24 protein-coding genes, 1 tRNA gene and 1 pseudogene are annotated in these 25,938 nt (G+C 64.3%); 10 read left to right on the top strand and 16 right to left on the bottom strand.

Annotation, left to right across the window (positions count from 1 at the left end; all coding sequences use genetic code 11):
- The first annotated feature begins 2 nt into the window (after positions 1-2).
- Positions 3-746, top strand: a complete 744-nt coding sequence (locus ACXJ16_RS01540) for a GNAT family N-acetyltransferase (protein WP_324696243.1) — start codon at positions 3-5, stop codon at positions 744-746.
- Positions 747-797: 51 nt separating this feature from the next.
- Here the strand turns inward: ACXJ16_RS01540 and nusG are convergent, their stop codons facing one another.
- The 4 genes from nusG to ACXJ16_RS01520 form a co-directional block, all read right to left on the bottom strand.
- A complete protein-coding gene (nusG, locus tag ACXJ16_RS01535) occupies positions 798-1,334 on the bottom strand; it encodes a transcription termination/antitermination protein NusG (protein WP_054435445.1) in 537 nt (178 codons plus the stop codon).
- A 30-nt stretch (positions 1,335-1,364) separates the two neighbouring features.
- Positions 1,365-1,559, bottom strand: a complete 195-nt coding sequence (secE, locus tag ACXJ16_RS01530; RefSeq protein WP_054435447.1) for a preprotein translocase subunit SecE — start codon at positions 1,557-1,559, stop codon at positions 1,365-1,367.
- Positions 1,560-1,745: 186 nt separating this feature from the next.
- Entirely contained in the window at positions 1,746-3,191 is a 1,446-nt protein-coding gene (locus ACXJ16_RS01525; protein WP_243692669.1) for a hypothetical protein, read from the bottom strand.
- Between the two features lie 334 nt (positions 3,192-3,525).
- Positions 3,526-3,601 (bottom strand) — tRNA-Trp (locus ACXJ16_RS01520).
- Between the two features lie 147 nt (positions 3,602-3,748).
- On the opposite strand from ACXJ16_RS01520, the gene aat reads away from it, so the two are divergent.
- On the top strand, positions 3,749-4,573 hold the full coding sequence (gene aat / locus ACXJ16_RS01515; protein WP_324696247.1) for a leucyl/phenylalanyl-tRNA--protein transferase: 825 nt from the start codon (positions 3,749-3,751) through the stop codon (positions 4,571-4,573).
- Positions 4,574-4,608: 35 nt separating this feature from the next.
- Here the strand turns inward: aat and ACXJ16_RS01510 are convergent.
- A pseudogene (locus tag ACXJ16_RS01510) lies at positions 4,609-4,791 on the bottom strand (DUF2155 domain-containing protein); the annotation flags it as partial.
- 248 nt (positions 4,792-5,039) lie between these two features.
- Positions 5,040-5,447, bottom strand: a complete 408-nt coding sequence (locus ACXJ16_RS01505; RefSeq protein WP_324696249.1) for an NADH:ubiquinone oxidoreductase subunit NDUFA12 — start codon at positions 5,445-5,447, stop codon at positions 5,040-5,042.
- A gap of 303 nt (positions 5,448-5,750) precedes the next feature.
- On the opposite strand from ACXJ16_RS01505, the gene ACXJ16_RS01500 reads away from it, so the two are divergent.
- Entirely contained in the window at positions 5,751-6,761 is a 1,011-nt protein-coding gene (locus tag ACXJ16_RS01500) for an extracellular catalytic domain type 2 short-chain-length polyhydroxyalkanoate depolymerase (RefSeq protein ID WP_463921068.1), read from the top strand.
- A gap of 23 nt (positions 6,762-6,784) precedes the next feature.
- On the opposite strand, the gene ACXJ16_RS01495 is transcribed toward ACXJ16_RS01500, so the two are convergent.
- Positions 6,785-7,237 carry a DUF192 domain-containing protein gene (locus ACXJ16_RS01495; protein ID WP_054434366.1) on the bottom strand — a complete coding sequence of 151 codons (453 nt, stop codon included), beginning with the start codon at positions 7,235-7,237 and terminating at the stop codon, positions 6,785-6,787.
- Positions 7,238-7,279: 42 nt separating this feature from the next.
- Positions 7,280-7,825: a regulatory protein RecX gene (locus tag ACXJ16_RS01490; RefSeq protein WP_054434360.1), complete on the bottom strand. Its 546-nt coding sequence runs from the start codon at positions 7,823-7,825 to the stop codon at positions 7,280-7,282.
- Positions 7,826-7,974: 149 nt separating this feature from the next.
- Here ACXJ16_RS01490 and ACXJ16_RS01485 point away from each other — a divergent pair, with 149 nt between their 5' ends.
- Entirely contained in the window at positions 7,975-9,735 is a 1,761-nt protein-coding gene (locus ACXJ16_RS01485; protein ID WP_132469342.1) for a fatty acyl-AMP ligase, read from the top strand.
- 71 nt (positions 9,736-9,806) lie between these two features.
- On the opposite strand, the gene ACXJ16_RS01480 is transcribed toward ACXJ16_RS01485, so the two are convergent.
- The 5 genes from ACXJ16_RS01480 to ACXJ16_RS01460 all read right to left on the bottom strand — a co-directional run bounded on the left by ACXJ16_RS01480 (position 9,807) and on the right by ACXJ16_RS01460 (position 14,513).
- Positions 9,807-11,075, bottom strand: coding sequence for an MFS transporter (locus tag ACXJ16_RS01480; RefSeq protein ID WP_463921067.1), 1,269 nt, complete (start codon positions 11,073-11,075; stop codon positions 9,807-9,809).
- 82 nt (positions 11,076-11,157) lie between these two features.
- Complete coding sequence (locus ACXJ16_RS01475) at positions 11,158-11,598, bottom strand: DUF2721 domain-containing protein (RefSeq protein ID WP_054434356.1); 441 nt, start codon at positions 11,596-11,598, stop codon at positions 11,158-11,160.
- Between the two features lie 24 nt (positions 11,599-11,622).
- Positions 11,623-12,438, bottom strand: a complete 816-nt coding sequence (locus ACXJ16_RS01470; RefSeq protein ID WP_324696261.1) for a class I mannose-6-phosphate isomerase — start codon at positions 12,436-12,438, stop codon at positions 11,623-11,625.
- A 10-nt stretch (positions 12,439-12,448) separates the two neighbouring features.
- On the bottom strand, positions 12,449-13,495 hold the full coding sequence (locus tag ACXJ16_RS01465) for a mannose-1-phosphate guanylyltransferase (RefSeq protein WP_324696262.1): 1,047 nt from the start codon (positions 13,493-13,495) through the stop codon (positions 12,449-12,451).
- 265 nt (positions 13,496-13,760) lie between these two features.
- Positions 13,761-14,513 carry a TonB family protein gene (locus tag ACXJ16_RS01460; RefSeq protein WP_443486823.1) on the bottom strand — a complete coding sequence of 251 codons (753 nt, stop codon included), beginning with the start codon at positions 14,511-14,513 and terminating at the stop codon, positions 13,761-13,763.
- Between the two features lie 154 nt (positions 14,514-14,667).
- Between ACXJ16_RS01460 and ACXJ16_RS01455 the strand changes: the two genes are divergently transcribed.
- Both ACXJ16_RS01455 and ACXJ16_RS01450 read left to right on the top strand, forming a co-directional pair.
- The gene (locus ACXJ16_RS01455; RefSeq protein ID WP_054436781.1) at positions 14,668-15,435 is read left to right on the top strand and encodes a dienelactone hydrolase family protein; all 768 of its coding nucleotides are present in this window, start codon (positions 14,668-14,670) and stop codon (positions 15,433-15,435) included.
- A gap of 361 nt (positions 15,436-15,796) precedes the next feature.
- Entirely contained in the window at positions 15,797-18,448 is a 2,652-nt protein-coding gene (locus tag ACXJ16_RS01450) for a TonB-dependent receptor (protein WP_185996931.1), read from the top strand.
- A gap of 52 nt (positions 18,449-18,500) precedes the next feature.
- On the opposite strand, the gene ACXJ16_RS01445 is transcribed toward ACXJ16_RS01450, so the two are convergent.
- Positions 18,501-19,568, bottom strand: coding sequence for a phosphotransferase (locus tag ACXJ16_RS01445; protein ID WP_324696267.1), 1,068 nt, complete (start codon positions 19,566-19,568; stop codon positions 18,501-18,503).
- Between the two features lie 148 nt (positions 19,569-19,716).
- Here ACXJ16_RS01445 and ACXJ16_RS01440 point away from each other — a divergent pair, with 148 nt between their 5' ends.
- From ACXJ16_RS01440 to ACXJ16_RS01425, 4 genes are all read left to right on the top strand, one after another.
- Positions 19,717-20,928 (top strand): CaiB/BaiF CoA transferase family protein, encoded by a 1,212-nt coding sequence (locus ACXJ16_RS01440; protein ID WP_324696269.1) that lies wholly within the window; start codon positions 19,717-19,719, stop codon positions 20,926-20,928.
- Positions 20,928-21,329, top strand: a complete 402-nt coding sequence (locus ACXJ16_RS01435; RefSeq protein ID WP_054436790.1) for a Zn-ribbon domain-containing OB-fold protein — start codon at positions 20,928-20,930, stop codon at positions 21,327-21,329. Before ACXJ16_RS01440 ends, ACXJ16_RS01435 begins: the two co-directional genes overlap by 1 nt.
- On the top strand, positions 21,326-22,510 hold the full coding sequence (locus ACXJ16_RS01430; protein ID WP_324696272.1) for a thiolase family protein: 1,185 nt from the start codon (positions 21,326-21,328) through the stop codon (positions 22,508-22,510). Before ACXJ16_RS01435 ends, ACXJ16_RS01430 begins: the two co-directional genes overlap by 4 nt.
- A 90-nt stretch (positions 22,511-22,600) precedes the next feature.
- Positions 22,601-23,812 (top strand): amidohydrolase family protein, encoded by a 1,212-nt coding sequence (locus ACXJ16_RS01425; protein ID WP_324696274.1) that lies wholly within the window; start codon positions 22,601-22,603, stop codon positions 23,810-23,812.
- A gap of 50 nt (positions 23,813-23,862) precedes the next feature.
- On the opposite strand, the gene ACXJ16_RS01420 is transcribed toward ACXJ16_RS01425, so the two are convergent.
- Together ACXJ16_RS01420 and ACXJ16_RS01415 are read right to left on the bottom strand one after the other, a co-directional pair.
- Positions 23,863-24,912 (bottom strand): phosphotransferase family protein, encoded by a 1,050-nt coding sequence (locus ACXJ16_RS01420; RefSeq protein ID WP_324696276.1) that lies wholly within the window; start codon positions 24,910-24,912, stop codon positions 23,863-23,865.
- Between the two features lie 132 nt (positions 24,913-25,044).
- A complete protein-coding gene (locus tag ACXJ16_RS01415; protein WP_185996924.1) occupies positions 25,045-25,881 on the bottom strand; it encodes an IclR family transcriptional regulator in 837 nt (278 codons plus the stop codon).
- Positions 25,882-25,938: the final 57 nt, after the last annotated feature.

The raw sequence follows: 25,938 nt of genomic DNA, 5'->3' as shown, positions 1-25,938 counted from the left end.
GCATGCACGAGAAACAGGACGCCGGCCGAGACCGTGACCACGGGCACGAACTCGACAACCTCATCTGGAACGCCCTCGAGGGCGAGCAAGCCGGCTTTGCGATCGGAACCGCGAACGCACGGCGCTTCCGCCCCGAAATCGGCCCGCTTGCGGCGGTACGCGATTTCTCCCCGGAATGCCTGGCCGAATTCGCCGACCTTGTGCGCACTACAGGCCCGTTAGCCCTCGCCCGCAGCCGGGTCGCCGAGGACACGATCATCCCGGACCTCGAGATCGTGCGCGGCGCGCAAGGCGTGCAAATGGTCTTCGCCGGTGACGAGGCTGCACTGGAAGCGGTGGAGCACGCCGTCGCCGATCCCCGCATCGTGCCTCTCGGCGAAAGCGACTATCCGGAAATGCTTGCCCTGGCATCCCTGACCGAGCCCGGCCCCTTCGCGGCACGTACCGGTGACCTGGGACGGTTCTGGGGCTTGCGTGAGGACGGGCGACTGCTCGCGATGGCAGGCCAGCGAATGCGCACCCGCCATCATATTGAAGTCAGCGCCGTCTGCACTCATCCGGATGGACGCCGACGAGGCCTCGCCGCCCTGCTCTCCCGGCGCGTGGTGGCGGCGATCCGGGCGGAAGGGCGCCGACCGGTGCTTCACAGCTACACCGACAACGCGACTGCACGCGCGCTCTATCGCCGGCTTGGCTTTACCGAGCGCAGCCTTGTACGCTTCACGCAATACGCCCCGCAGGCCTGACGGCGAGCGGGGCGCTTTGAGCGAGGTGCCGGGCCGAAAGCCCGGCCCCGATTACTTGCTGAGTTCGACGTGCTCGAAATCGAGCTCGACCGGCGTGGCGCGGCCGAAGATCGAGACTGCAACCTTGACCTTGTTCTTGTCGAAGTCGAGTTCCTCGACCAGGCCGTTGAAGCTGGCGAAGGGACCGTCAAGAACCTTCACCGAATCACCGATCTCATAGTCGATGTTGATCTGCTTGCGCGGCGCGGCGGCAGCGGCTTCGGCGGCGCCGAAGTAACGCGCGGCCTCGGTTTCGCTGATCGCCTGCGGCTTGCCGCTCGACCCCAGGAAGCCGGTGACTTTCGGGGTGTTCTTGACGAGGTGGTATACGTCGTCATTCAGCGCGAGCTTGGCGAGCACGTAACCGGGCATGGTCTTGCGTTCGACCTGGACCTTCTTGCCGCGCTTGACCTCGGTGATGGTCTCGTGCGGGACCTGAACGTCCTCGACGAGCTGCGAAAGACCCATCCGCTCGGCTTCCGAGAGGATGGATTCCTTCACCTTGTTCTCAAATCCGGAGTAGGCGTGGATGATGTACCAGCGGGCCATGGTTCTCTCTTCGTTGTCTGGTTCAGGCGATCACAGCAGCGACAGGATCGAGGTGACGATCCAGCCGAACAGCGCATCGATGCCAAGGAAGAACACCGCAAGCAGGACAGTCATCAGCCCGACGAAGATCCCCGTCGTCACCGTCTCCTGGCGCGAGGGCCAGTAGATCTTGGAGGCTTCGTTACGCACCTGCCGGATGAATTCGCCGGGACTGGTCTTGGCCATTTCAGTCGTTCTCGCGTCTTGCCTGCTGCCTGAGCAGAAATGTGTCTCGTTTCTTCCGGATAGGGGCCATCGCCGCCCCGGCCGAGGCCGGGAGGGGCAATTCGTGATCCGCATATCGGAAGGAACCGCGGACTTAGCCCCGCTCCCTGCATTTTGCAAGGGTCGCCCTTCCCATCGCCGGACGATCTAGTTGGCGATATCCGCCGGATCGGCCAGGCGCGCCAGGAACGAGTTGGGGCTGGAGTAGAGGATACGCGCGCCGTCCGGCAGCGCCACGGGCTTTATCCTGCCGATATACCAGAGGTACTCGGCATGACGGGCCGGCGCGAACTTGCGCAGGTCGATATGCTGGCGCGGCGAATAGAGGATGCGCTGGCTCGGATCGGCAAACCGATAGGAAAGATCGCGCATAGACAGCATGTGCACGTCGGGGAGCGCGAAATTCGAATTCTCCATCGCGCTGCGGCGGACCACGGCATAGGAGCCGAAGTGCTCGAACGGACCGAAACGCCACTGGACGCGCGGAATGGCGACGGCCGTAGCGACTCGCGCGCCCTCCGGCACCTGGTCCAGCGCCGCGATCAGTTGCCGCGCGGTCTGCGCATCCTGATACCACACGACCGTCGTAACAGCGGTGCGCGAGATGAACAGCGAAGCCGCAGCCACGATCGCCCAGCGTGGCAGGCTCCAGTCGATCGCCAGGCAGGCGACGAGAAGCGCGGTCGTGCTGAGACGATAGTCGGCATAATCGCCGCCGAAGATCTGGCGCGGCACCGCCAGCGTCAGTACCAGCAGGATGACCGCTGCCCAGCCCAACCTGCCGTCGAAATGGCGACGGAAGATGGCGACTGCAAGCAAGGCGGCAACCGCGCTGACACTGGCGATGTCGAACCAATAGTCATAGCTGCGCATCGCCTTGTACAGGATGCCGAACTTGTAATCGAGGACGTAGCGCCCGTAGGAAACCTTGGAATTCGCGCCTACGCCGAGCAGCATCGGGAACAGCGGGAAGATCAGCGGCCAGGGCTTGATGAAGGGCCGCCAGTCCAGCCAGTTACGGCGGCGGCTCCATTCATAGCCGAACATCAGCACGCCCATCACGCCCCAGCCGGAAACGTGGCAGAGCCAGACGACGAAGCCGATCGGCACCATCACGGCCCAGCGCCAGGGCCGGTCTTCAAGCCTGATCCAGAGCGCGAATGCCAGCAGCCCCAAGGCCACCGACAGCGAATAGTTGAGGAAGCCCATCAGCAGCGAGGGCGACCAGATCATCGCGAAGGCGAGAATCGGGCCGACATCGACCCGGCGGCCCAGCGAGCGGCAGACCGCGATGATCGACAGGCCCGAAAGGAACGGAATCATCACCACGATGATTCGCCCGGCCTGCTCAAGACCGAAGAGCGGCGCCATCGGCACCATCAGCAGTTCGACGCCGAGGTTCCCCGTCCACTCCCAGTTGAACACGAAATAGCGTGTCAGGTAGGGGTCCTGGCCGTGGTCCAGCGCAACCTTGTATCCCGCAAGGTGCGAGGGATAGTCCGTCATCTGCGGAGCCCAGGCAACCAGCGCCGGCAAGGCCGCGATCGCGGCCAGCAGCACGCCCAGCAACAGCGCCCGGTCCCCTCCGAGCAATTCGGCGAGGCGTTGCCATCGGGCTCGCCATGAGGCCCGTGTGAGACCGATCTGTTCCGTCTGCGGTCGCGCGGTTCCGTGCATCTACGCTGATTCTTTCCCGAGCAAGTTGCCGAACGAATCTGGGCCGCACTGTCGACCGAAGCCGCGCAAATGCCCGATTCGCCAAACGCGGCCCTCCTAGTCACAGCACCGCGTTTGACAAGGGCGACACGGTATCGTGCTTCCCCGTTCATCGCAAATGCCGGAATGAGCCGCGCAAAAACCCTTAAAAGCAAAACGCCCGCCGCGGAGTATTCCGGGGCGGGCGATATCGCCGCTTTTCATAAAAAGCTGGCAGGAGTGCACGGACTCGAACCGTGGGCCCTCGGTTTTGGAGACCGATGCTCTACCAACTGAGCTACACTCCTGCGGGCGAGGCAGCCTCTAGAAGGAGATGGAGAGGAATACAAGAGGGTGCAGCAGCATGATGACAAGATATTCCCGCCCCTTGCAATTTGACGTGGAGAAGCCCCAACTCAAGATGGAATTCCGCAGAAACCCTTCAGGATAAACACGTGCACGCCCCCCGCTCCCCCACCACGATCGAGCCGGAACTCCTGATGCTGGCCTATCGCAGCGGAATTTTTCCGATGGCGGACAGCCGCGACGATCCGGAAATCTTCTGGATCGAGCCACGCCTCCGCGCGACTCTTCCGCTCGATGGCTTTCACATGTCGCATTCACTCGCTCGCACCTTGCGGCGCGGACGCTTCACGGTCACCTGCAACGCCGCCTTTTCGCAGGTCATGGACGCCTGCGCCGCGCCGCGCCGCGTCCGCCCGGATAGCGACGACGAAGGCGGAAGCTGGATCAGCCATCGCATCCAGTCCAGCTACGAAAGCCTTCATGCACTGGGCCATGCCCATTCGATCGAAGTCTGGCTGGAACGCGAATCGAGCGAACGCGAACTGGTAGGCGGGCTCTACGGCGTCGGCTTCGACCGGGTATTCTGCGGCGAAAGCATGTTCTCGCGGGAGACCGATTCGTCGAAAGTGGCGCTATGCTGGCTGGTAGCGGCGCTGCGGCGGGCCGGTGCGACCTTGCTGGACTGCCAGTTCATGACGCCGCACCTTGCATCGCTGGGCGCTGTGGAAATGCCGCAGAAGCGCTATCTTGCGCTATTACAGCAGGCTCAATCCTCGACGGGAGCCTCGGGGGACGCGACAGGAGCCGGAGCGACGGCCGATGGCGCGGCGGTCGGCGAAGATACAGCGGCAGGCGCGGAAGCCGTGCTCGCACTGCCGGCGGCTTTTGCGGCATTGCTGGAGGATGCCTCTGCCGTGGGCAAGGCTTCTTCACCCGGGAAGGTCATAGCGCAGGCCTTGACCCAGACATCGTAGACCGGATGCTCGACGACGTTGAGCGCCGGCGAATTCTTGAACAGCCAGCCCGAGAACACCTTGCGCCAGCCGAGTTTTTCGGCGGCATTGCGGCGTTCCTCGGCGAAGACCTGCACAAACGCACCCTCTTCCTGCGGCCGCTCCCAAGGGAGTGACTTCTCGCAAGTGGCCACCTTGACGACGAGGTTGCCGATGCGGCGCGCCTCGCCCGGCTTCATCACCAGGTCCTGCGTCAGGTTGTTGCGCTTGTTGAGGACGCCGAGCGTGACCACGCGGTCCTTGTTCGGCGTGCCGATCTGCTGCCCCTTGGCGGCTTGCGCCGGTCCAGCCTGCATCCCCGCGATGGCATCGGGAACGCTGGTGTCCTGCGCCTCGGGCGCAGGTTCGCCGCTACCGCACCCCGCGAGGAGCGGCAGCAGGACGAGAACGGGTGCGAGGGCATGAACCGGCTTCAAGGCAGCGCCCCTCAGGCGTCGGGCGACCACGCTTCGTAGTCGCCGGTGGCGGCGGCACGCTTCCCGCCGCGCTCGAGCGCGCCCTGGGGGCGATAGGCGGCGGCGGTACCGGTGGCGTTGGGCGTATAGTCCACTTCCCAGATGCGCGGCGGCGCCAGATGGCTTTCCGGCACGCCGTCATAGGAATGGTGCAGCCAGCCGTGCCATTCGGAAGGCACGTTGCTGGCATCGTTCGCGCCGGCATAGATCACCCAGCGGCGTTCATAGCCCTCGGTGGTACGCACCTTGTCCCGCTTGGAACGATAGTACTTGTTGCCCTGCGCGTCGGTGCCGACGTGCTCGCCATTGCGCGAGCTCCAGAGCGAGGTGCCGATGGTGGCGCCGTCCCACCAGGTGAAGATCTTGGACAGGATTCCCATGAGCGGCGCGTTAGCGCTGTTCGCAGCGGATGCCAAGCGTGTTGAAAGCGGACACCGGGCATATTCGCTCCATCCGCGCGAGACATGCCCAAAACAGCCATACGAGCTTCCGCCATTCGGCAGTACCTCCGTTTCCGATACGACCCGGCCGCCTCAAGGCTGGACATGTGGCAAGCCGGGGAACACCGTGCCTTCGGGAGAAATGCCGAAAGCTGCGTTTGATCGATATCGAAGCGCCATATCGAACAGGGGAATGTTCGCATGCCTCCATGGTCACTCTTCCGGATTGTCCTTTGCGCTCTTGTGCTTGCGACTTTCGCACCAGCACATGCCGGCCTTGCGGCAGCCCGCACGCCGCCGCCACTCACCCAACTGCCGAAGCTGGGTGCCGATTCGGCAAGAACCTCGGTCTCGGGCCTGTCCTCGGGCGGGTTCATGGCCGTGCAGTACGCCGTGACCTATTCGGCAAGCACCATCGGCGCCGGCATCGTTGCTGGCGGGCCTTACGGCTGCGGCCTCATGGGGCTGGCAGCCACCCTGCCCTGCATGAAGGGTACACCTTCCGGAAGCGGAAGCTATTGGGCCGCAAACTGGTATCAGGGATTGGGCGCAATCGATCCGATCGCCCACATCGCCCGGCAGCGCATCTACCTTTTCCATGGCACTGCCGACAGCATCGTGGGCTCGGCAACGATGAAGGCCGTGCACGATTTCTACACCGACCTGCATGTCCCGCCGGCCAATCTCGCCTACATCGCAGACTTGCCCGCCGGGCACGCATTTCTGTCCATCGCCCTGGGCGGGGCCTGCGATGCCAATGCAGATCCCTACGTCAATCGCTGCAAGGTGGACGACAAGCCTTACGATCAGCCCGGCGCAATCCTCACGCAGATACTCGGCCAGGCTCTGAGCGCGCGCGCCGAAACGCTCTCCGGCAAAGTGCGCAGCTTCGACCAGCGCCCCTACCTGAGCCCGTTCAGCGCTATGGCCGACACCGGCTACGTCTACGTCCCCGCCGGATGCCGGAAATCCGGCGCGAAGTGCGCGGTACATGTCGTATTCCACGGGTGCGGTCAGGCCGCGAAATATGTGGGTGACGATGTCTACGGCCAACTCGGCTTCAATAACTGGGCGGATACCAACGGGCTGATCGTGCTCTACCCTCAGGTCGAGAAGAGCCAGCCCCTGCCGTTCAACCCGATGGGCTGCTGGGACTGGTGGGGCTATACCGGGTCAACCGCCTTTGCCACGCGCTATGGCCCGCAGCTCAGTTCGGTTCGTGCCATGGTCGAGCGATTGGGCGGGGAAGACTGACCCGTGCCCCGCCGTCCGCTGCCCTACCAGCGCACCTCATCGCCCGGCTTGATACCCAGCTGCGCCGCACGTCCGCCATTGAGTTCGAGAACGCCGATCGCCACGCCCTTCGCCGGCAGCGGGGTTTCATCGTAGGGCACCGCATTCGCCGCAATATTGAGGATGCGGTGATCTGTCCCGATGAAGATGATATCGAGCGGGATCACTGTGTTTCGCATCCAGAAAGCGGCACGGCGCGGCGTCTGCTCCGGAAAAATCATGCCCTCGTCAGCCCCCATTTGCGTGCGGAACATCAGCCCTTTGGCCTGCTCCGCTTCGCTGCGCGCCACTTCGACCATGAAGGTGTGCGTTCTGCCGCCCGACTGCACCTTGAGCGGAACCACCGGCAAACCTGATTCGGAATGAACCGCGGGCTTGCCCGAAGCCTGACCGGCCGCCACCTTGTCATCGCCCTGAGAGCATCCCGTGGCCGCCATCAGACCGGCCAGCACGAAAACGAAGCAACGTGTCAGGCGCACTCAATAGTCTCCGCAGTCAGATTCGGCCCATTGTTCGGCCGCTTCAGGATCGTCGGCTTCGACGACCCTGCGGGCAATGTCGAGCCGGTGGCCGGCCCGAAGCATGGCCGCGATATGCTTTTCCCGCGTAGGCCGATCTGGCAATTCCCGCGCGAAGGGCCCCAGCCGCCGCCGCCGCGCCAGGACCACCGCCGCCTGACGCTCCGCCGCGGCATCGGGCCGCATCTCGTCGCGCAGTTCCTCGCCAAGACCGGCCTGGCCGAGCGCTTCGCCCACACGCCGCGCCCCATAACCGCGCCTCAGCAGGCTTCCCGCCTTCATCCGCGCCCAGCCGGCATCGTCAACGTAACCCAGTTCCACGTAGCGTGCGATCAGCCGGTCGATATCGGGCCGTTCCTCCTCGTCCCAGCCACGCTCATGCAGCTTGCGCTGGAGATAATCGCGTAACTTGCCTTGCGTAGTGGCGAAACGCGCGACATAGGCCAGCGCCAATTCTTCCAGGCGGGGTCCCGTAAGGGGCTGTGGATTGTGACGCTTGGCGGACATCTTGCCCTATTCGTGCCACAGTCGGCTCGGAATGGGGAGAGCGCGCGGAACTTGGCATGTGGAACAGCTATCTCCGGTTCATGTAACGCCGGTTAGAAGCGCCCGGTTCCGATAAGATAAACGTTATAACAACAACGGGTTAGAACGAAATGAACGACACCATCAACATGGTGCCGCAAACGAGCGAAGCACTTGTCGCCACCCCCAACAGGGACGCGCTTGCCCGCCGGTTTGCCGATTTCGACACCTTCTGCGATGCGCTCGACTATGCGGCGCAGGGCCAGCGTGGATTCAATTTTCATGACCCGCGCGGCACGCTGAAGCAGGTCTATCCGTATAGCGCGCTGCGCGAGGATTCGATCAAGGTCGCCCATGCGCTGGTCGCTCGCGGCGTGAAACCGGGTGAACGCGTGGCGCTCATCGCCGAAACCGGCTCCGATTTCGCGGCACTGTTCTGCGGCGTGGTCTACTCTGGCGCCTGGCCGGTGCCGCTCCCGCTGCCGACCAGCTTCGGCGGCAAGGACAACTATATCGAGCAGTTGGCCGTCCAACTTTCCAGCTCGGACCCGATCCTGCTCGTCGGCCCCGACGAGATCGCCGAAATGACAGCCAAGGCGGCCGAACGCCAGGGTTGCGGCCACGCCACCTGGGCCGACTTCGCGGGCAAGGACGCCCCCGAAGTCGAACTGCCCAAGGCCAGCCCGGACGATATCTGCTACCTCCAGTATTCGAGCGGCTCGACCCGCTTCCCGCACGGCGTCGCGGTCACGCATCGTTCGCTCATGTCGAACCTTGCCGCGCACAGCCACGGCATGGAACTGGCCGAAAACGACCGCTGCATCTCGTGGCTGCCCTGGTACCATGACATGGGCCTGGTCGGCTGCTTCCTCTCGCTGATCGCTAACCAGGTCTCGGGCGACTACCTCAAGACCGAGGACTTTGCCCGCCGTCCCCTGGCCTGGCTCGACCTCATCACCCGCAACGAAGGCACGTCGATCTCGTACTCGCCGACGTTCGGCTACGACATCTGCGCACGCCGCATTTCCAGCCAGAGCCATGTCGACGACCGCTTCGACCTGTCGCGCTGGCGGCTCGCCGGCAACGGCGCCGACATGATCCGCCCGGACGTCATGCAGAACTTCGTCAACGCCTTCGCCGATGCGGGCTTCAAGGCCTCTGCCTTCCTGCCCAGCTACGGCCTTGCCGAAGCGACGCTGGCCGTCACCATCATGCCCCCGGGCGAAGGCATCCGCGTCGAACTGGTCGAGGAAGAACGTCTCTCCGGTAGCCCGCGCGACCTCAGCCGCCCGGCCCGCTACCGCGCCATCGTCAATTGCGGGAAGCCCGTGCTCGACATGGAAGTGGTGATCCGGGGCGAGAATGATGCAAGCCTTGCGGATCACAAGATCGGCAAGGTCTGGTGCCGCGGCACCAGCGTCATGCATTCCTACTTCCGCGATCCCGAAGCGACCGAGGCCTGCCTCGTCGACGGATGGCTCGACACCGGCGACATGGGCTATATGGCGAACGGCTATCTGTTCATCGTCGGCCGCGCCAAGGACATGATCATCATCAATGGCAAGAACCACTGGCCCCAGGACATCGAATGGGCCGTGGAACAGCTGCCGGGCTTCAACCATGGCGACATCGCGGCCTTCTCGGTGGAAATGGACAATGGCGAAGAAGCCCCCGCCGTTCTCGTGCACTGCCGCGTCTCCGATCCGGTGAAGCGCATCGAACTGCGCGACCTGATCCGCGACAAGGTGCGTTCGATCACCGGCATGAACTGCGTGGTCGAACTGGTGCCCCCCAAGAGCCTGCCGCGTACCAGCTCGGGCAAGCTCAGCCGCGCCAAGGCCAAGAAGCTCTATCTTTCGGGCGAGATCGAACCGTTCAAGCTCGCCGCCTGAACCGCGGAACCTGAATGGAATACGGGCCGGAAAGCTACACGCTTTTCCGGCCCGTTTCGTTTTCAGGCGGCTCAGGCGATTGCTTCGTCCATAGGCTCAGCGCTATCCCAGCGCGGGTAGGCCGGCAGCGTCACCAGCAGCCCGCCGCCGAGAATGCAGCCGATCGTCCCGGCCCACAGGAACGGACCATATCCTCCCGAATAGTCGTAGATCGCGCCCGCTATCAGCGGCCCTAGACCCGAGGCGAGCGCAACGATGGCGGACATCATTCCATATATCGCGCCAAAACTGCGCATGCCGGCATAGCCCGCCGTCAGATAGGCGCAGATCTGCATCTTGGTGCCGGCGGCATAGCCATTGACCAGCAAGGCGAATACGATCGCTGCCGTCGATCCCATCGCCACGGTCAGCAGGAAGAAGGTCACGGCCGTCACCCCCATGGTCAGGCCGCCGATCCAGTTGGGCCGGAACCTGTCAAGCAGAGCGCCCGTCGCCAGCTTGCCGATGATCCCGGCAACGCCCGTCAGCGAACTGAGCCAGGCGGCATTGGTCCGGCTCATCCCCGATTCGGTAAGGATCGGAAAAAGATGGATACCCAGACCGATGGTCAGCAACATGACCACGAACGTCGAGATCGCCACCTGCCATAGCGGACGGCTGCGCAGGGCCTCCTTGCGGGTCAGGCCCGGAAGATGGGCGCCGCCACGCGAAACGCCCGTCTCGCCCCGCCTGGCCGCGCGGTCATGCGCATCGTAAAGGAAAAGCACACAGAGCAGCAGCGACAGCCCGCCCCACCCCAGCCCGAACCACACGAACGCCCCGCGCCATCCCACTTCGTCGATCAGGAAATTGCCGAGCGGCGGCACGATCGCCTGCGCCAGCGCGGTGCCGGCAACGGTAAAGCCCAGCGCGAGCCCCCTCCCCTTGTCGAACACACTGGCAACCGCAGCGGTCCAGATCGTGGACTTGATGCTGGTAAGGAGCACGCCGAACACCAGCCAGAGCGCGATCCACTGCACTTTCGATCCATTTGCCAATGCGAAGGTGCAAGTTGCCGCCATGACGGCAACGAGGCCCGGCAGGGCCAGCTTTCGCGATCCCAGCTTGTCGATCAGGACACCGTAGAATGGCGAGAGAATTGCAGTGATGAAAGTCGCCAGCCCGGGCCCGGCGGATAGCAGGGAGCGGCTCCAACCGAATTCCTTCGACAGCGGCTCCATGAACAGGCCGGTCCCCGCCAGCAGCACGGACAGGAACGAAAATCCGATCGACGAGGCAAGCACGAGCGTCCAGCCCGACTTCCATTCCCCGGCCTGCCCCGGCACGCGCGGCTTGTTCATGGCAATTCTCTCCCTCGGCGCAGAAGCCTAAAGGGAAAGCGGAAATCACCAACCGCAGGGACGATACCCGCGAGAGCGCTGGTCAGATGGTGCGGTGCAGTTCCAGATAGTCGCGCGGGATGCTGAGCGCCTGAGCGGCGACTTGCGTTTCATGCAGAAACAGCACCAGCGCCACGAGCAGAAGCACGATCGAGGCCAGAAAGATCACCGCGGCCAGCCCATGGAGATCGAGCCCGGCCAGGCCTTGCAGGAAAAGGATCGCCACGGTCGTGCCGATCGCCAGGGCCGACAGCACCATGAAGCGGATGGCCTTGGTGATGATCGTGATGCGCCTGTCGACAAGGCGAATCTCCAGCACGACCATGTCATGCTCGGCGCCCTGCGTTTCGTTATGGAGCTGCTGCAAGGTCCGCGCACGATCGACCACCCGGCCGAGGCGCGTCGAGAGGATATTCAGAATATTGCCGATCGCCACGAGGACGAACACCGGCGTCAGGGCCAACTGGATGGTCTGGACGATCATGGTGTCCTGTATGGCAAACACGCCTCAGACTGCACAGGCCCTGGCCAGCAGACAGACGCCGTTTTCCGCAAATTCGACGTCCTCCAGCGCGGCTGCCAAGCCGCAGCCGCCCGGCCCTATGGCCTCGCCCGCAACCCTGACAGTGCCTTCGCGCGGGATGACCAGCAAGGCGTCGGGATAACGGCCGGCGATTTCGGCCGAAGGGCGCCCTTCAACCTGGTCGAGCAGGAATAGGGGACCATCTACCAGGGTTTCAGTGGCATGCGCCGCCACCCGCTTGTGCCATTTCGCCAGATCGTAAACTTCGCCCTTCGAGACGGCCATGCCTTCTTCAAGGTGAAGTTCGCGCGGCCGGCCATAGTCGTAGAGGCGGTAAGTGATGTCGCTGTTCTGCTGCACCTCGATCAGGCTGACGCCGATACCGATGGCGTGAACTGTGTTGGCGGGAATATAGAAGAAATCCCCCGGCACGACCTCGTGCCAGGTCATCAATCCCTCGATCGAACCGTCAAGCGCAGCTTCGCGCATGTCCTCCTCGCTGATCGGCGCGTTGAAACCGATCCCCAGCGTGGCGCCGGGCTCTGCGGCGAGGATGAACCAGCATTCTTCCTTGCCCTGCCTGCCGATCCCCTTGGCGAGCGTCTGCGCGTCGCTCGGGTGGACCTGCACCGATAGCTTCTCGCTCGTGAAAATGTACTTCACAAGAAGGTCCGGCAGCGCGGCAGGCGGTTCGAACCAGATCTCGCCAATGCGCTTCCCCTCCGGCGCCTTGAACGGCGCGGGCAGGACATCCTTACCCCAGGGCTTTTCAACCTGGCGGATAGGCAGCGCAGCATTCATCGACTTGTCCTTACTGGTTGACGGCACCGGATAGCTTGCCGACCTTTTGCACACCTTGGACGGTGGTGACCAGTATGTCGTTTCCATCGACGACGACGACGACGTTTTCGAGGCCGATGACCGAGACGCGCGGGCCGTCGCTGTCGACCAGGACATTGCGGCAATCCACCAGTTCCGCCTCACCCGCGCCGCGCGCCGCGTTGCCGTCGGCGTCGCGATCGAGCGCTTCGTGCAGGGCGTGCCAGTTGCCGATGTCCGACCACTCCATGTCGGCCGGCACCAGCGCCGCGCGGCGGGTGTTTTCCATCACCGCATAGTCCACCGAATCGCTTTCCACTTCGGCGAAAGTCGCCGCGTCGGGATGGAAGCGGTGGCCGTCGAGCGTGCCTTTCGCCACGGCCTCGCGCACCTTGGCGGCGATCTGCGGGCGGTGCTCGGCGAGTTCGGCCATGAAATCGCTCACCCGGAAAGCGAAGATGCCTCCGTTCCAGGCGTAATTGCCCTCAGCCAGGAAGGCGCGGGCACGTTCGAGGTCGGGCTTCTCGACGAACTGGGCCGTGCGGAAACCGGGCGTGCCCTCGATCGCCTCGCCGCGCCTGAGGTAGCCGAAGCCGGTTTCCGGCGCGGTCGCCTCGATGCCGAAGGACACCAGCCAGCCGTCCCTGGCGAGCGCGGCGGCAGCAGCCGCGGCACGGGCGAACACGTCCGGGCGGCCGATATGGTGGTCGCTCGGGCAGACCAGCATCACCGCGTCATCCGGCAGGCGGCAGGCGGCCAGCGCGATGGCGGCAGCGGTGTTGCGCGCGGCCGGCTCGACGATCACCGAGGCGCCTTCCTGTCCATGAAGCTGCGCCTCGACATGTTCGAGGTGCTGCCGTCCCGTCACCACCACCGGCGCCGCGAAACCCAGATCCGGCGGGCAGCGCGACACCGTCGCCTCGAACAGCGTGCTCTCTCCCACCAACGGCAGGAAAGGCTTGGGCTTGGCAACGCGGCTGCGCGGCCAAAGCCGCGTGCCGCTGCCTCCGCACAGAATAACTGGAACGATCTGGGACATGGGGCTCGATGAAGGGGCCAAATCGGCGTCATTGGGCGCGTTAATGGTAGCACCTTCCATCAATGCAACGGAGTCGATCAGGTTCGATTTCATCCAAAGCTCCTGCCGGGGCAACATCTCTTTCGGGCAGAGGCTGCCCTGCCTTCGCTCGGTTAGTCCGATCCGGGGCTTCCGGAGATCCAGATCAGCTAAAGGATGACGAGTTGCCTCGCGAGGATCGACACCACCATATCGGATCAACGCGGCGAGGCAGCCGGAAGATCCCTCACCCGGCATCCCTCAGGAACCAGCGCTGGCGCCATCCGAATTCCGCTTCCACCGGCTTGCCGGCAGCATCGCGGGCCGGACGGAAACGAAACCGCTCGGCAGCAAGCAGGCACGTGATGCGATCGGCTTCGTCATCCGGGCTGGCCCTGATGACGCGGCAGCCCTTCACACGTCCATCCACCCCCACCTTCAAGGACACGATGACTTCCGAGCCCAATCGCAAATCACGGCTCCGGCGGGGATAATCGCGCGCCGAATTGATATCGCCGCCGATCTTGACCGGCCCCGAGGCTGCTCCGCCTCCCCCTCGCCCGGAGCCGCCCGTGCCGGCCCCCGTGCCTGTTCCTTGACCGGACGCCCCGGTTCCGTCTCCCTGATCCCGCGCGCCGGACGCATTTTCCGTCCCTTTCCCCACGACTTGTGGCGCTTGCGTGGGCCTGATGGCAATGACCGCCCTGGGCACGGCGACGGCGCGCGGCGCGGCCCGCTTTCCCGGGCTCCCTGCGCCGCCTTCCGCGGCCGGAGCCACCGGCGTCACCGCCAGCGTGGGTTCAGGGCGAGGTTCCGGTGAAGGCCGGGGCGGGTCGAGCGGGATGTCGAAGGCCTGCGTCACTCTACCCGCGATCGAAGCGGCGATCTCCGGGGTAAAGGCCCTGATCAGCACCGCGATCGCCGCAAGATGAAGGATCGTCACCAGCGCTATCGCGCCAAGACGCGCCTTGCGCGCCGGTTTCAGATCGGCCCCGGTCATGCCTTCGAATGCCACGCCGCCGCCATCCCTGGCAATGTCCGGCTGTGCTTTGACATGACCACTGATTGAAGCCATTCTCGATTTGCGAACATAAATTCACCAATTCGACGCGATTCGAAAACGAGGGTGAAACGCGCGAGGAGAGAGCGAACCGATGACCGGCTTCGAACCACTGCCATGCATTCATGACGGCACGCGCTTGTCGGGCCGCCTCGCACGGCCGCAAGGCCGATGGAACGGCGCCGCCGTCCTGATGTTTCCAGGCGCAACCGGCCCCGGCCCCAGCTTCGACCGCGCGATCCGGGAACTGGCGGCAATGGGCTATCTGGTGGTGAGCGCGGACATGTACGAGGCAGGTGCCGACCTCTCTTCGCGAGAAGCCGCAGGCGCGCAGTTCGCAGCCCTCATGGCCGCCCCGGGATTATTGCGGGACCGCACCGTCGCATGGTTCCGGCACGTTCGCGGGCTCGACGGTGTCGACCCCGAACGCATCGCCGCGATCGGCTACTGCTTCGGCGGGAAATGCGTGCTCGAACTGGCACGCAGCGGAGAGCCGGTAAGGGCAATATCCAGCTTCCACGGCCTGCTGGCCACCGATGCGCCTGCCCAGCCGGATACGATCCAGGCCGAAATCTCGATCTGGACCGGCGGAGAAGACCCTTATGTCCCGCAAGAAGATGTCGAGGCCCTGCAAGCAGAACTCGGTGCCGCCCGCGCCCGCTATCAGGTCACGCGCTTTGCGAAAGCCAGGCACGCCTTCACCGATCCCGATCATGATGGCTTCGGACCCGGTATCGCCTATGACCGAATAGCACACAGAATTGCCTGGATGGGCACTCTTGGGCTGCTAGCCGAAACGGTCGGCGAAGATGCGCCATCAAATGTTACCTTACAGCAACGAATACCCGAAAAAGCGCGCTGACCCGCTACAGGAGAGAATTGCGCAAGTTCTCTTCGAGGCATATTTTCCATCCCGTGCCCGGTCTGAAAGCCGGCACGGACGAAAGAACGAAAACATAAGAGAGGTCTCGGCCATCTGCGCAAAATCAACGCGGGCGGGACTTTTGGGATTGAGAAGCAAAGACCTGTGAAGCCGAATACGGCTCGGGATTTGGGAGGGACGGCACCTGGGGAATTACGGGATCACGCCCAGTTCGGGTCGTAATTCCGCACCTTTATCCAACCCTGGACAACCGCAGTAACTCACGGACCGGCAATGACCGGCTACCCGGCGTTCAATTCGGCGACAACTGAGAACACAGTTTCCGGAGGAGAGGACGAACATGGTTGCAAGGAATTTCAGGGCAGCGCTGATGGCTGGCGCTGCGCTTGGCGGCACCACGGCGGCAATGCCGGCGCTGGCGCAGAGTTCGCCGACCATCAATCCGGGCGAGATCATCGTGACGGCTCGCCGCACGGAAGAGCGCCTGCAAGACGTTCCCATATCCATCACCGTGTTCAACCAGGAGCAGCTCAACAATCGGAACGTGGTGAGCGCCAGCGACCTTGCGACGAGCACGCCTTCGCTTTCGGCGAACAACAATTTCGGCTCGCAGAACTCGTCCTTCGCGATCCGCGGCTTCGTGCAGGAAATCGGCACCGCACCGGCCGTGGGCGTCTACTTCGCCGACGTGGTTTCCCCGCGCGGCGCATCGAACGGCCTTCCGTCAGGCGACGGCGCCGGTCCTGGCGCCTACTTCGATCTCCAGAACGTCCAGGTCCTCAAAGGCCCGCAAGGCACGTTGTTCGGTCGGAACACCACGGGCGGCGCGATCCTGCTGGTGCCGCAGAAGCCCACCGATGTGCTGGAGGGCTACGTCCAGGGCTCGATCGGCAATTACGACATGCGCCGCGTCCAGGCCGTCTTGAACGTTCCACTGGCCGAGACGTTCAAGGTTCGCCTCGGCGTCGACCGCATGAAGCGCGACGGCTACCTGAAGAACAACAGCGGCGTTGGGCCGAAAGACTTCAACGATGTCGACTACCTGTCCGCGCGCCTCAGCGTGGTTGCCGAACTGACGCCAGATCTGGAGAACTACACGATCGCGACGTACAGCCGGTCTGACACGCATGGTGACGCGCAGAAGCTCATTGCGGCCGACGCCGCCTATTCGCTGGGCCATTTCGCCGCCGAACAGCTCGATCCCGACAGTCCGAACTATCAGGGCGGCGGCTTCTACGACTTCGCGCAGGACCTTCCGAACGCCCGCTCCCTGTTGACGACATGGCAGATCATCAACACCACGACCTGGCACGCCAGCGACACGCTGACGGTGAAGAACATCGTGAGCTATGGCGAACTGCGCGACCTGTTCAACAATCCGATCTTCGGCACCGCCTTCGAAAGCCCCGCCATCGCTCCGATCGGCCTGCCGAGCTATCGCTTCGGCTTCGCCAGCAGCCAGTCGCTTCCCGGCCATCGCACTGCCGACGAATCGACCTTCACCGAAGAGTTCCAGCTCCAGGGCCGCAGCACGGACGACAAGCTGAACTGGCAGGCCGGCGCCTATCTGGAATCGGTGCGTCCGCTCGACGTGGTCGGGTCCAAGTCACCGGTCATCCAGTCCTGCGCCGGGCCGGAGCAAGTGGCAGCCAGCGAATGCTACGACATCCTGGGCTATCTGGGCGCGATCACCCCGGTGTTTTCCGGCGGCGCCTTCGACCCCACCTCTCACGCAGGCGCGATCAACACCACGGCGGGCCGGACCTCGTTCCACGACGTCGGCCTTTACGCGCAGGCAACTTACAAGCTGAGCGACCAGTTCAAGATCACCGGCGGCTTCCGCTACACCTGGGATCGCGAAAAGAACACCAGCGTCCAGACCACCACGATTACCGGCTATCCGCTGAGCTTCCCCGGATTCCAGCCGATCCCGGCAGGCCCCCTCGCCACGTTCTGCACTTATCCCGATGCGCCCGTGCAGGATCCCGGCGCGATCGACGGCTGCCGCCGCGATATCAAGCAGAAATCCAAGGCGCCGACCTGGCTGATCGATATCGACTATACCCCCACGACCGACGTTCTGATCTACGCCAAATATGCCCGTGGCTACCGCACCGGTGGCATCGCACCGAACGTGACCTCGGCCTTTGCCGTGTTCGAGCCCGAGAAAGTCGATGCCTACGAAATCGGCGCCAAGACCGGCTGGCACGGTTCCATGCCGGGCACGTTCAATGTCGCCGGTTTCTATAACGACTTCCAGAACCAGCAGCTCCAGCTCGGCTTCAACGCCAACCCCTGCCAGTCGGTCGACGCCAACGGCAACTGCGTGGCGGCGCCGGTTTCGCCCACGGCTGCGCCGGTCAATGCCGGCAAGTCGCGTATCTGGGGCGTCGAAGTGGAAGCCTCGTTCAATCCGTTCGCGGGGCTGCTGCTTCAGGTGGGCTATACCTACCTGAACACGAGACTGACCTCGATCGACACCTTCTCGCTGGAACCCGGGTCTCCCTATGTGCTGGCCGGGGCCTATACCAAGGGCGATCCACTGGCGCTTTCGCCCAGGAACAAGGTCACGATAACCGGCACCTACACGCTGCCGCTGCCGGAATCCGTGGGTGCGGTCTCGTTCGGTGCCACATTCACGCACACCGACAGCATGTTCGGCAATCCGTCCAACCGCTTCTACTTCGGCTGCAACGGCACGGCCAATACCTACATGCCCAACTGTCAGACCGGCGCGGTCTCCGACCCTGCCACGGTCGCCTATATCCAGAGCCTCAGCCGCATCCAGAGCACGGACCTGCTCAACCTGAACTTCAACTGGAACAATATCGCGGGAGCCCCGGTCGATCTTGCCCTCTTCGCCACCAATGTCACCAAGGAGAAGTACTACAACTTCTACCCCGGCCTCGTATCCGGCACCGGCTTCGAGACCGCATCGGTCGGCGCACCGCGCATGTACGGGATGAGCCTCAAGTACCACTTCGGAATGTAAGAGACCCGGCAGGGCCGCGCCTTCACCGGCGTGGCCCTTCCGCTTTCGGCAGTCAGATCCCCAGCAGGGCATGGCTTTCATGGCGAGTAACCGCCTTGCCAAGGCGATCGACGAAAGTGGCGATGATCGGCGGATCGACGCGGCGGGTGATCGCCCAGAGATAATAGCCGTAGATCGCCGCTTCGCGGTACTGCCGCCACGCCTCCTCGTCGCCGGGCATTGCCAGGCCGTGGCCACGCATCATCGAGAGATATTCACCGAGCAGCCTGCGCTCCTCGGCTTCGGCAACATCCACGCAGAGCACCGCATTGACGTGATAGGCCACGTCCAGCGCCCAGCCGCCGCGTTGAAGCAGTTGCCAGTCGATCAGGCCCACCCCCCCGCCAAGGCGGAAGACGTTTCCGGCATGGGCATCACCATGGACGAGGAATTGCGGGCACTGTCCATCGCGGGCCGCCAGCGCCCGGATTCCCGCGATCAGGCGCGGTGCGCTGCGGACTTGCCGGGAAAGACCGTCGCCGCGCGGTCCGTCCAGCAGCTCCTGGAGCGTTTCCGGTGTAACGTAGGTCATCTCCGCCAGTTGCGAAACGCGCGGGCGGATCCAGTCTGCCCCTTCCAGCAGGTCGCTGCGCGCGTGAAGCTGTGCGAGTTGCCCCAGACTGAGCACCGCGTCATCGGCACTGAAACTATCCAGAGCGGAACAGAACGTCGCGCCCTGTCCGATCAGGTCGAGCATCACCGTCACCGCCTGCCTGCCCCCCCGGTCGATCACCGTCGCCACGCAGTCAGGCACGGTGAGATCGACGGTCGGCGCGATCCGTCCGTAGAAGTCAGCCTCCAGAACACAGGTCGGTCCGCCGCGTGCGGTCGTCTCGTCCACGTCGAGCAGGCCCTTGAGACAGAACGCGCCGCTCTCCCCGCCCTCGAAAGTGACGGTGAACCGTACCTTGGTCGCGACCGTGCGGATCACTTCGACGGTCTCGACCCCGGATACCACCCTCCCGCCCGAGAACCCGGCGAGCACCGTGGTCAACCAGGCAGGATCGAGCGCCTCCGCGAGTGTGCGGGGAACATGGGCGCTAATCTGCTGCGGCCTCTTCCGAATGGCGGCTTCCGGCATGTCTGTTCTCCCGTGGCCGGTTCCGTCCGGCTTGTACAATTCTCTATTTCGGTACATAATTCGCAATAGAGAATTTATCGTGCCCGCGCAAATAGTCCCGAATGACCGGGAAAGCTGCGGAAATTCGCGAGATGGAGAAGGATCGCCGATGGGCAGGCCGCTGGAAGGCATCAAGGTCGTGGAGGTCGCGATGTGGGCATTCGTGCCGGCTTGCGGCGGCATGCTGGCCGATCTCGGCGCGGACGTCATCAAGGTCGAACCACCCAGCGGAGACCCCTTGCGCGGCCTCACGATCGGCTCGCTATCGGGCAAAGGCACGATCGACTATTCCTGGGAGAGCTACAACCGGGGGAAGCGCTCCGTCACCCTGGATCTCAAGCAGGAGGCGGGCCGCGCCGTGCTGGATCGCCTGCTCGCCGATGCCGACGTGTTCCTCACCAACCTGCTGCCTCCGGCCCGGCGCGCCATGGGGATCGATGCGGAAACGCTGCGCCGCACGTTCTCGAACCTGATCTACGCCAGCGGCAGCGCACTCGGCCCCAACGGCCCTGAAAGCGACCGTGGAGGCTACGACGCGATCACTTTCTGGGCACGCGGCGGCATCGCATCCTCGCTCACCGCGGATGAGGCGCCGCATCCGGTCGGCCCGCCCGGCCCGGCCTTCGGCGATACCTTGTCCGCTGCCATGCTCGCCGGCGGGATCTGCGCCGCCATAGCCCGCCGCGCGATGACCGGCGAGGCAGGCGAAGTCGATGTTTCCCTGCTGGCCGCCGCCATGTGGTCGCAGCAGCGGCTGATCTGCCAGGCCACTGCCGACGGGGTGCGGAAGTTCCCGCGCCCCGATGCGGCCCACCCGCACAATGTACTGGTCGCCAACTACCGCACCCGCGACGGCCGCTTCCTTGCGCTGTGCATGTTGCAGGCGGATCGCTACTGGGCCCGCTTCTGCGAGGTTTCGGGCCGCCCCGACCTTGCCGCCGACCCGCGCTTTACCGATGCCGAGGCCCGGCGCCGGAATCTTGCCGCCTGTCATGCCGAAGTGACCTCCCTGTTCGCCTCGAAAACGCTCGCGGAGTGGAAGCAGATCCTCGCCCGGCAGGACGGCCAATGGGATGTGGTGCAGGATGTCGGCGAACTGGCGCAGGACGAACAGGTTCGCGCCAATCGCTATCTCAAGGCGGTGCACTGCGCGGACGGCAGCACGATCCCGATGGTTTCGGTGCCGATGCTGTTCGAAGGCGAGGCCTTGCCCTCTGACCGCTCGCCCGAACTCGGCGCGGACAGCGACACCGTGCTTGCCGCACTGGGCTACAGCGAAGACGAAATCATCGACCTGAAGGTGCAGGGCGTGGTGTTCTGATGTTGCCCCGCAAACTGCCCATGCTGGAACCGGAAAGCGCCTTCTTCTGGACATCGGGCCAAGACGGAAAGCTGCGTATACAGCACTGCCTCGCCTGCGGGACATGGCAGCACCCTCCCCTGCCCCGGTGCGCCCAGTGCGGCAGCGAGGATGTCTCGCCGGAACCGGTTTCAGGCAGAGGCGTGCTGGCCAGCTTCACGATCAACAACGAACCATGGCTGCCCGGCCTCGAAGTGCCCTTCGTGTTCTGTGCAATCGAACTGCCCGAGCAACGCGGGCTCTACGTTTTCAGCAACCTTCTTGCCGACGTGGCGACCGCTCGCATCGGACTTCCTGTCACGGTCGTGTTCCAACGACACGAGGATATCTGGCTGCCCTTGTTCACACCCGAGACCGCATGACCCTGCTTCCCGAAAAACACGTCTGCGTGACCGGCGCCGCCCTATCGGAGATCGCACGTCCATCCGGGCGAACCGCGCTGCAACTGACCGCCGACGCCTGTCTCGCCGCCATCGCCGACGCCGGCCTTTCCCCGCGCGAGATCGACGGCATCGCCACCTATCCCGGCAAGTCATCCGAAGGCGGCGGGATCGCGCCGGTCAGCCCATCCGAGGCCGCTGCCGTACTGGGGATCGCTCCACGCTGGATTCTCGCTTCCTCGGAAGGCTTCAGCCACATGGCGCCGATCTTCAACGCGATCACCGCCATCGCCTGCGGCCTTGCGCGCCATGTCGTCATTTTCCGCACCGTGGCTCAGGCGAGCGCGCGGCAGCACGCCCGCGGCTCCACGCTGATGGCGGCCAGCCGGGAGCGCGTCGATGGCAACAATGCCTGGACGGTACCCTTCAACGCCCTCTCGCCGGTCAACACTTTCGCGCTTTACGCCCAGGCCTACTTCGAACGCTACGGCGCGGCGGCAGAGGAACTCGGCGCCATCGCCGTCAACGCCCGCGCGAACGCCGCGCACAATCCTTCCGCGATCTACCGCGAACCCATCACTCTGGACCAGTACATGGCCGCCCGCGTGATATCCTCGCCGCTGCGGCTGTTCGACTGCGACGCGCACGTCGACGGCGCCACCGCGCTGGTGCTGTCCCACCGGGATGCCGCCAAAGACCTGCTGAACCCGCCCCTCCATATCGAAGCCATGGGCATGGCCGTGGGCGGCCTCTGGACCGGACAGCACGAAGGCGACTTCACCCAGCTGCCCGCCGCCCGCCGCGCCGGAGACATGCTGTGGTCCCGTACCGACCTGAAGCCCCGCGAGATGGACTGCGCGCAGATGTACGACGGGTTTTCCATCTTCGTCTGGCTCTGGATGGAAGCGCTCGGCCTCGTTCCCCGCGGCGAGGCCTGCCGCTTCACACGCGGCGGCGAACGTATCGCGATCGGGGGGGAACTGCCGCTGAACACCGGCGGGGGCCAACTCTCCGCCGGACGGCTTCACGGATATGGCCACATTCATGAGGCAACCGTCCAGCTCTGGGGACGCGGTGGCGGCAGGCAGGTGCCCGGCGCCAGAACCGCAATCGTCTCGAACGGGGGCTATGGATACGGCGCGATGATCCTGCGGCGCGACTGATCGTATCAGCCGGACCGAGTCGCCCAATTGACTAGACAGTTCTTAATTGCGATCATTTGTTCGGTATTGCGAATAAAAAGGAATCGGGAGATGAGCGAAGCCGATCTGGCACTGAAACCGGCCCCGGAAGGCGCCCAAGCCGCATCCTGGCCCTATGGCCCGATCTTCGATGCCGACGCGCATATCGATCCCCCCCACGACATGTGGAAGGACTACCTTCCTGCGCGGCTCAAGGACCGCGCGCCCTTCATCGAGCACGCCGAGGACGGCGACTACATCTGCTTCGAAGGCAACCGCCGTCCCTTCATGATGATAAACAACCAGGCCGGGCGGGAAGGCAGGAACTTCAAGATGAAGGGCCGCCTCGCCGATCAGCGCAAGGTCTGGGAACCCACAACGCGGCTGGCCGACATGGACGCGGACGGCATGGGCGCCGCCCTGCTGTTCGGCGGCGGGCCGCTCGGCTCGTTCGACAACGAACTCTACGTCGCCAGCTACGAAGCCTATCAGAACTGGGTTCTGGACTTCTGCGCCGCCGCACCGGACCGGCTCTATCCAGTGGGCTACGTGCCGATGCGCGATGTCGGCGAAACCGTTGCCCACGTCCGCCGCCTTGCGGCCAAGGGCTTTCGCGCCATCAACCTGCCTGCCTTCCCCCAGAACCCCGAAGCCTGGAACACCAGTTCCGGCGTCGCCGCGCTCAAACCGGGGCAGGTCTCCGCGCTTACCGGCGATCCGAAGGGAAGCCTGCAATATTACCAGCCGGAGTTCGATCGCCTCTGGTCAGCGATCTGCGATCACGATCTCGTCGTCACGTTTCACCTGGGTGCCCGGGTGCCGCGCTTCGGTGAGAAGCAGTTCTTCCTGCCCGACATGCCGATGAGCAAGCTGGCCATGGCCGAACCGCTCGGCATCCTGATCTACAACGGCGTGTTCGACCGTTTCCCATCCCTTCGCATAGGCTCGATGGAAAGCGGTGTCGGCTGGTTCGCATGGTACGCCGAATACAACGACCGCACCTGGGAAAAGCAGCGCTTCTGGACGGAATCCCCGCTCAAGAACCCGCCGAGCTGGTACATGGACCGCAACGTCTACGGTTCCTTCATCCAGGACCGCGCCGGTATTCTGAACCGGGACCTGCCGGGCGGCCGCAACATCATGTGGTCATCGGACTATCCGCACTCGGAAACCACCTTCCCCCGCTCGCGCGAGGTTATCCTGCGTGACTTCGAGGGCGTGCCGGAGGCGGATGTACGGGCGATCATCCATGACAATTGCCGGCGGATGTTGGGGCTGACGTAACGAAAGCAGGGGCGGTGAGCGCAGCGGGCGCTCCCCCTTCGCCAGCGCCCTCACCCCACCTTCAATCTCGCAGCCATCGCCGAAGCATCCATCATCGGCGAACCGCGCAGATGGCCAAGCCGGATACCCGTGCACGTCATCTTGAACTTCGCAAAGTCCTCATACCATTCAAGGTCGGCGGCAGACTTTCCGGTCAGTTCCTCCCACAGCGCGACTGTTTCCTCACGGCTGCCCATGCCTTCCAGCGGAGCCCCGTGGGCCGAGCGCGGACCATGCATCGTTTCCGCCAGTACGCAGAACCACGCGAGGTCATGAAGAGCCCCGCCAAGCGAGGGCTGTTCCCAGTCCATCACCGCCACCACGTCGAAATCCTTATCGAACATCATGTTGCCGACCCGCGCATCGCCCCAGACGAGGCCCTCGGGCTGATTATCCGGCCAGAGCGAGCGAAGGCGCGCCAGCGCCGCGTCGAGCACGGGCAGCGGCTCGACCTGTTGCAACCAGCGCGCGAAGCGATTGTACTTGGCCCATTCCTGATCGAGCCCGCGCGGCGCGTCCGGCTGCCCGGCAAGGAAATCGAGAGAGCCGAGCGGAACCGCCTGCACCGCAGCAAGCTGCCCCACTGCATTGCGCCAGAGCACGCGGCGCTGCGCGGGGCTCGCATCCCGCAGCCACCCTTCACGGGCATAGGGCGGGACCGAAACCGGCACCCGCCCGACCTTCCTCTCCATCACGAAGAACGGATTGCCGAGCAGCGCCGGGTCAGGCTCGAACCAGAGCGGCCGGGCGACGCGAACCTGTCCGTCATCGGCCAGGACTTGCATGACCCGGTACTGCTCGTCGAACAGGTCGTCGGGAAAGACCGTGAAAGCGCGCGGCTTGATACGGACCACGCAGCCCTGCCGGCGTTCGGCACCCTGTTCGCGCCAGCAGGCATCGAACAGGACCGTCTCATGGCTTTGCCCGGCCCCGCGCGGATAGGCGACATCGCGGATTTCGACATCTGCCGCCTGCGGCATGCGCGCACCGAGCCAGCGCGCGAGCGTCACCGCCAGTTGTTCGAGATTCCGGGTCTCCGGCGCGACGATCACGTCCGACATCCAGTCCTACTCCCACCTGCATTCACGATTATTCGATATCGCGAATTTATTTTCGGTATTTGTAAGATGCCGCACGGATGCGGTCAAGCGAGGCGAGCCTCGCCTGAAAGGAAAGCCGCGTGGAGCGGGGTGTCAGTCGGTTTCGGGATGTCCGATCAGGAAGCGCGAAATGCGGGTGCAGGCTTCGGCGAGCGCATCGCCCGCCCTGCGGATTTCCACACCGGTCATGGGGCCGTTGAATCCGGCCAGCACCAGCGAGATCGAGACCTTGTCCCTCGCTTCGTAGATCGGCGCCATGATCGCCATCAACGGATAATTGCGCGCATCGTCCAAAGCGGTTTCAGGCAGGACTGGCGGATCTTCCAGGTTGGTGACGATCGCGTTTTCGCCCGGGATACTGTCCGGCCGGCGGGTCAGCGCGATGAAGCCGTGCTCGCGCACGAAGGCCATGCCGCCGGCAAGCTGCTCGATCTGCTCGGCCGTGGGGGACGGGTTTATCCGTGCCTGGGCGGCGTCCGCGTCACGCGGGCTGCGCGCGTAGAACGCCGTTGCCTGCACCCAGCGCAGCGGCATCCGCGTACCCAGCGGAACCGGATATCCCACATGGCTCACCGAAGCGGCACGCTCGCGCAAGTGGATCACATCGCCTTCGAGGAAATAGGCGCCGCAGACGACATCGAAATCGTCCGCCAGCTTGCGCATCTCCGGCTGGGCTACCTGTAGCGGCGAGAAATGCTCGGCGGCGGTACGGCCGATCGCCGCCAGCGCCGGGCCCAGCACGTAAGTCTTGTCGCTGGTACGATAGAGGTAGCCCACGTCGACAAGGCCGGTCAGCAAGGCGTGACAGGTCGCGCGGCTGAGCTTGAGCGCGCGGACGAGATCGGTCAGCGCGAAGGCCTGCCCCGGATGGTCGGCGATGAAATTCAGGATGGCGGCCATGCGGGCGACGCCGGGAGAGGAACGCGACATGGGCACTTTCGCTATTTCGAATTCGTCGGGTATGCCCTGCACCGATCTTCGTCAATA

The sequence above is a fragment of the Novosphingobium sp. TK71 genome (genome assembly GCF_055361505.1).
This window is presented reverse-complemented; position numbering and strand designations above follow the sequence as displayed.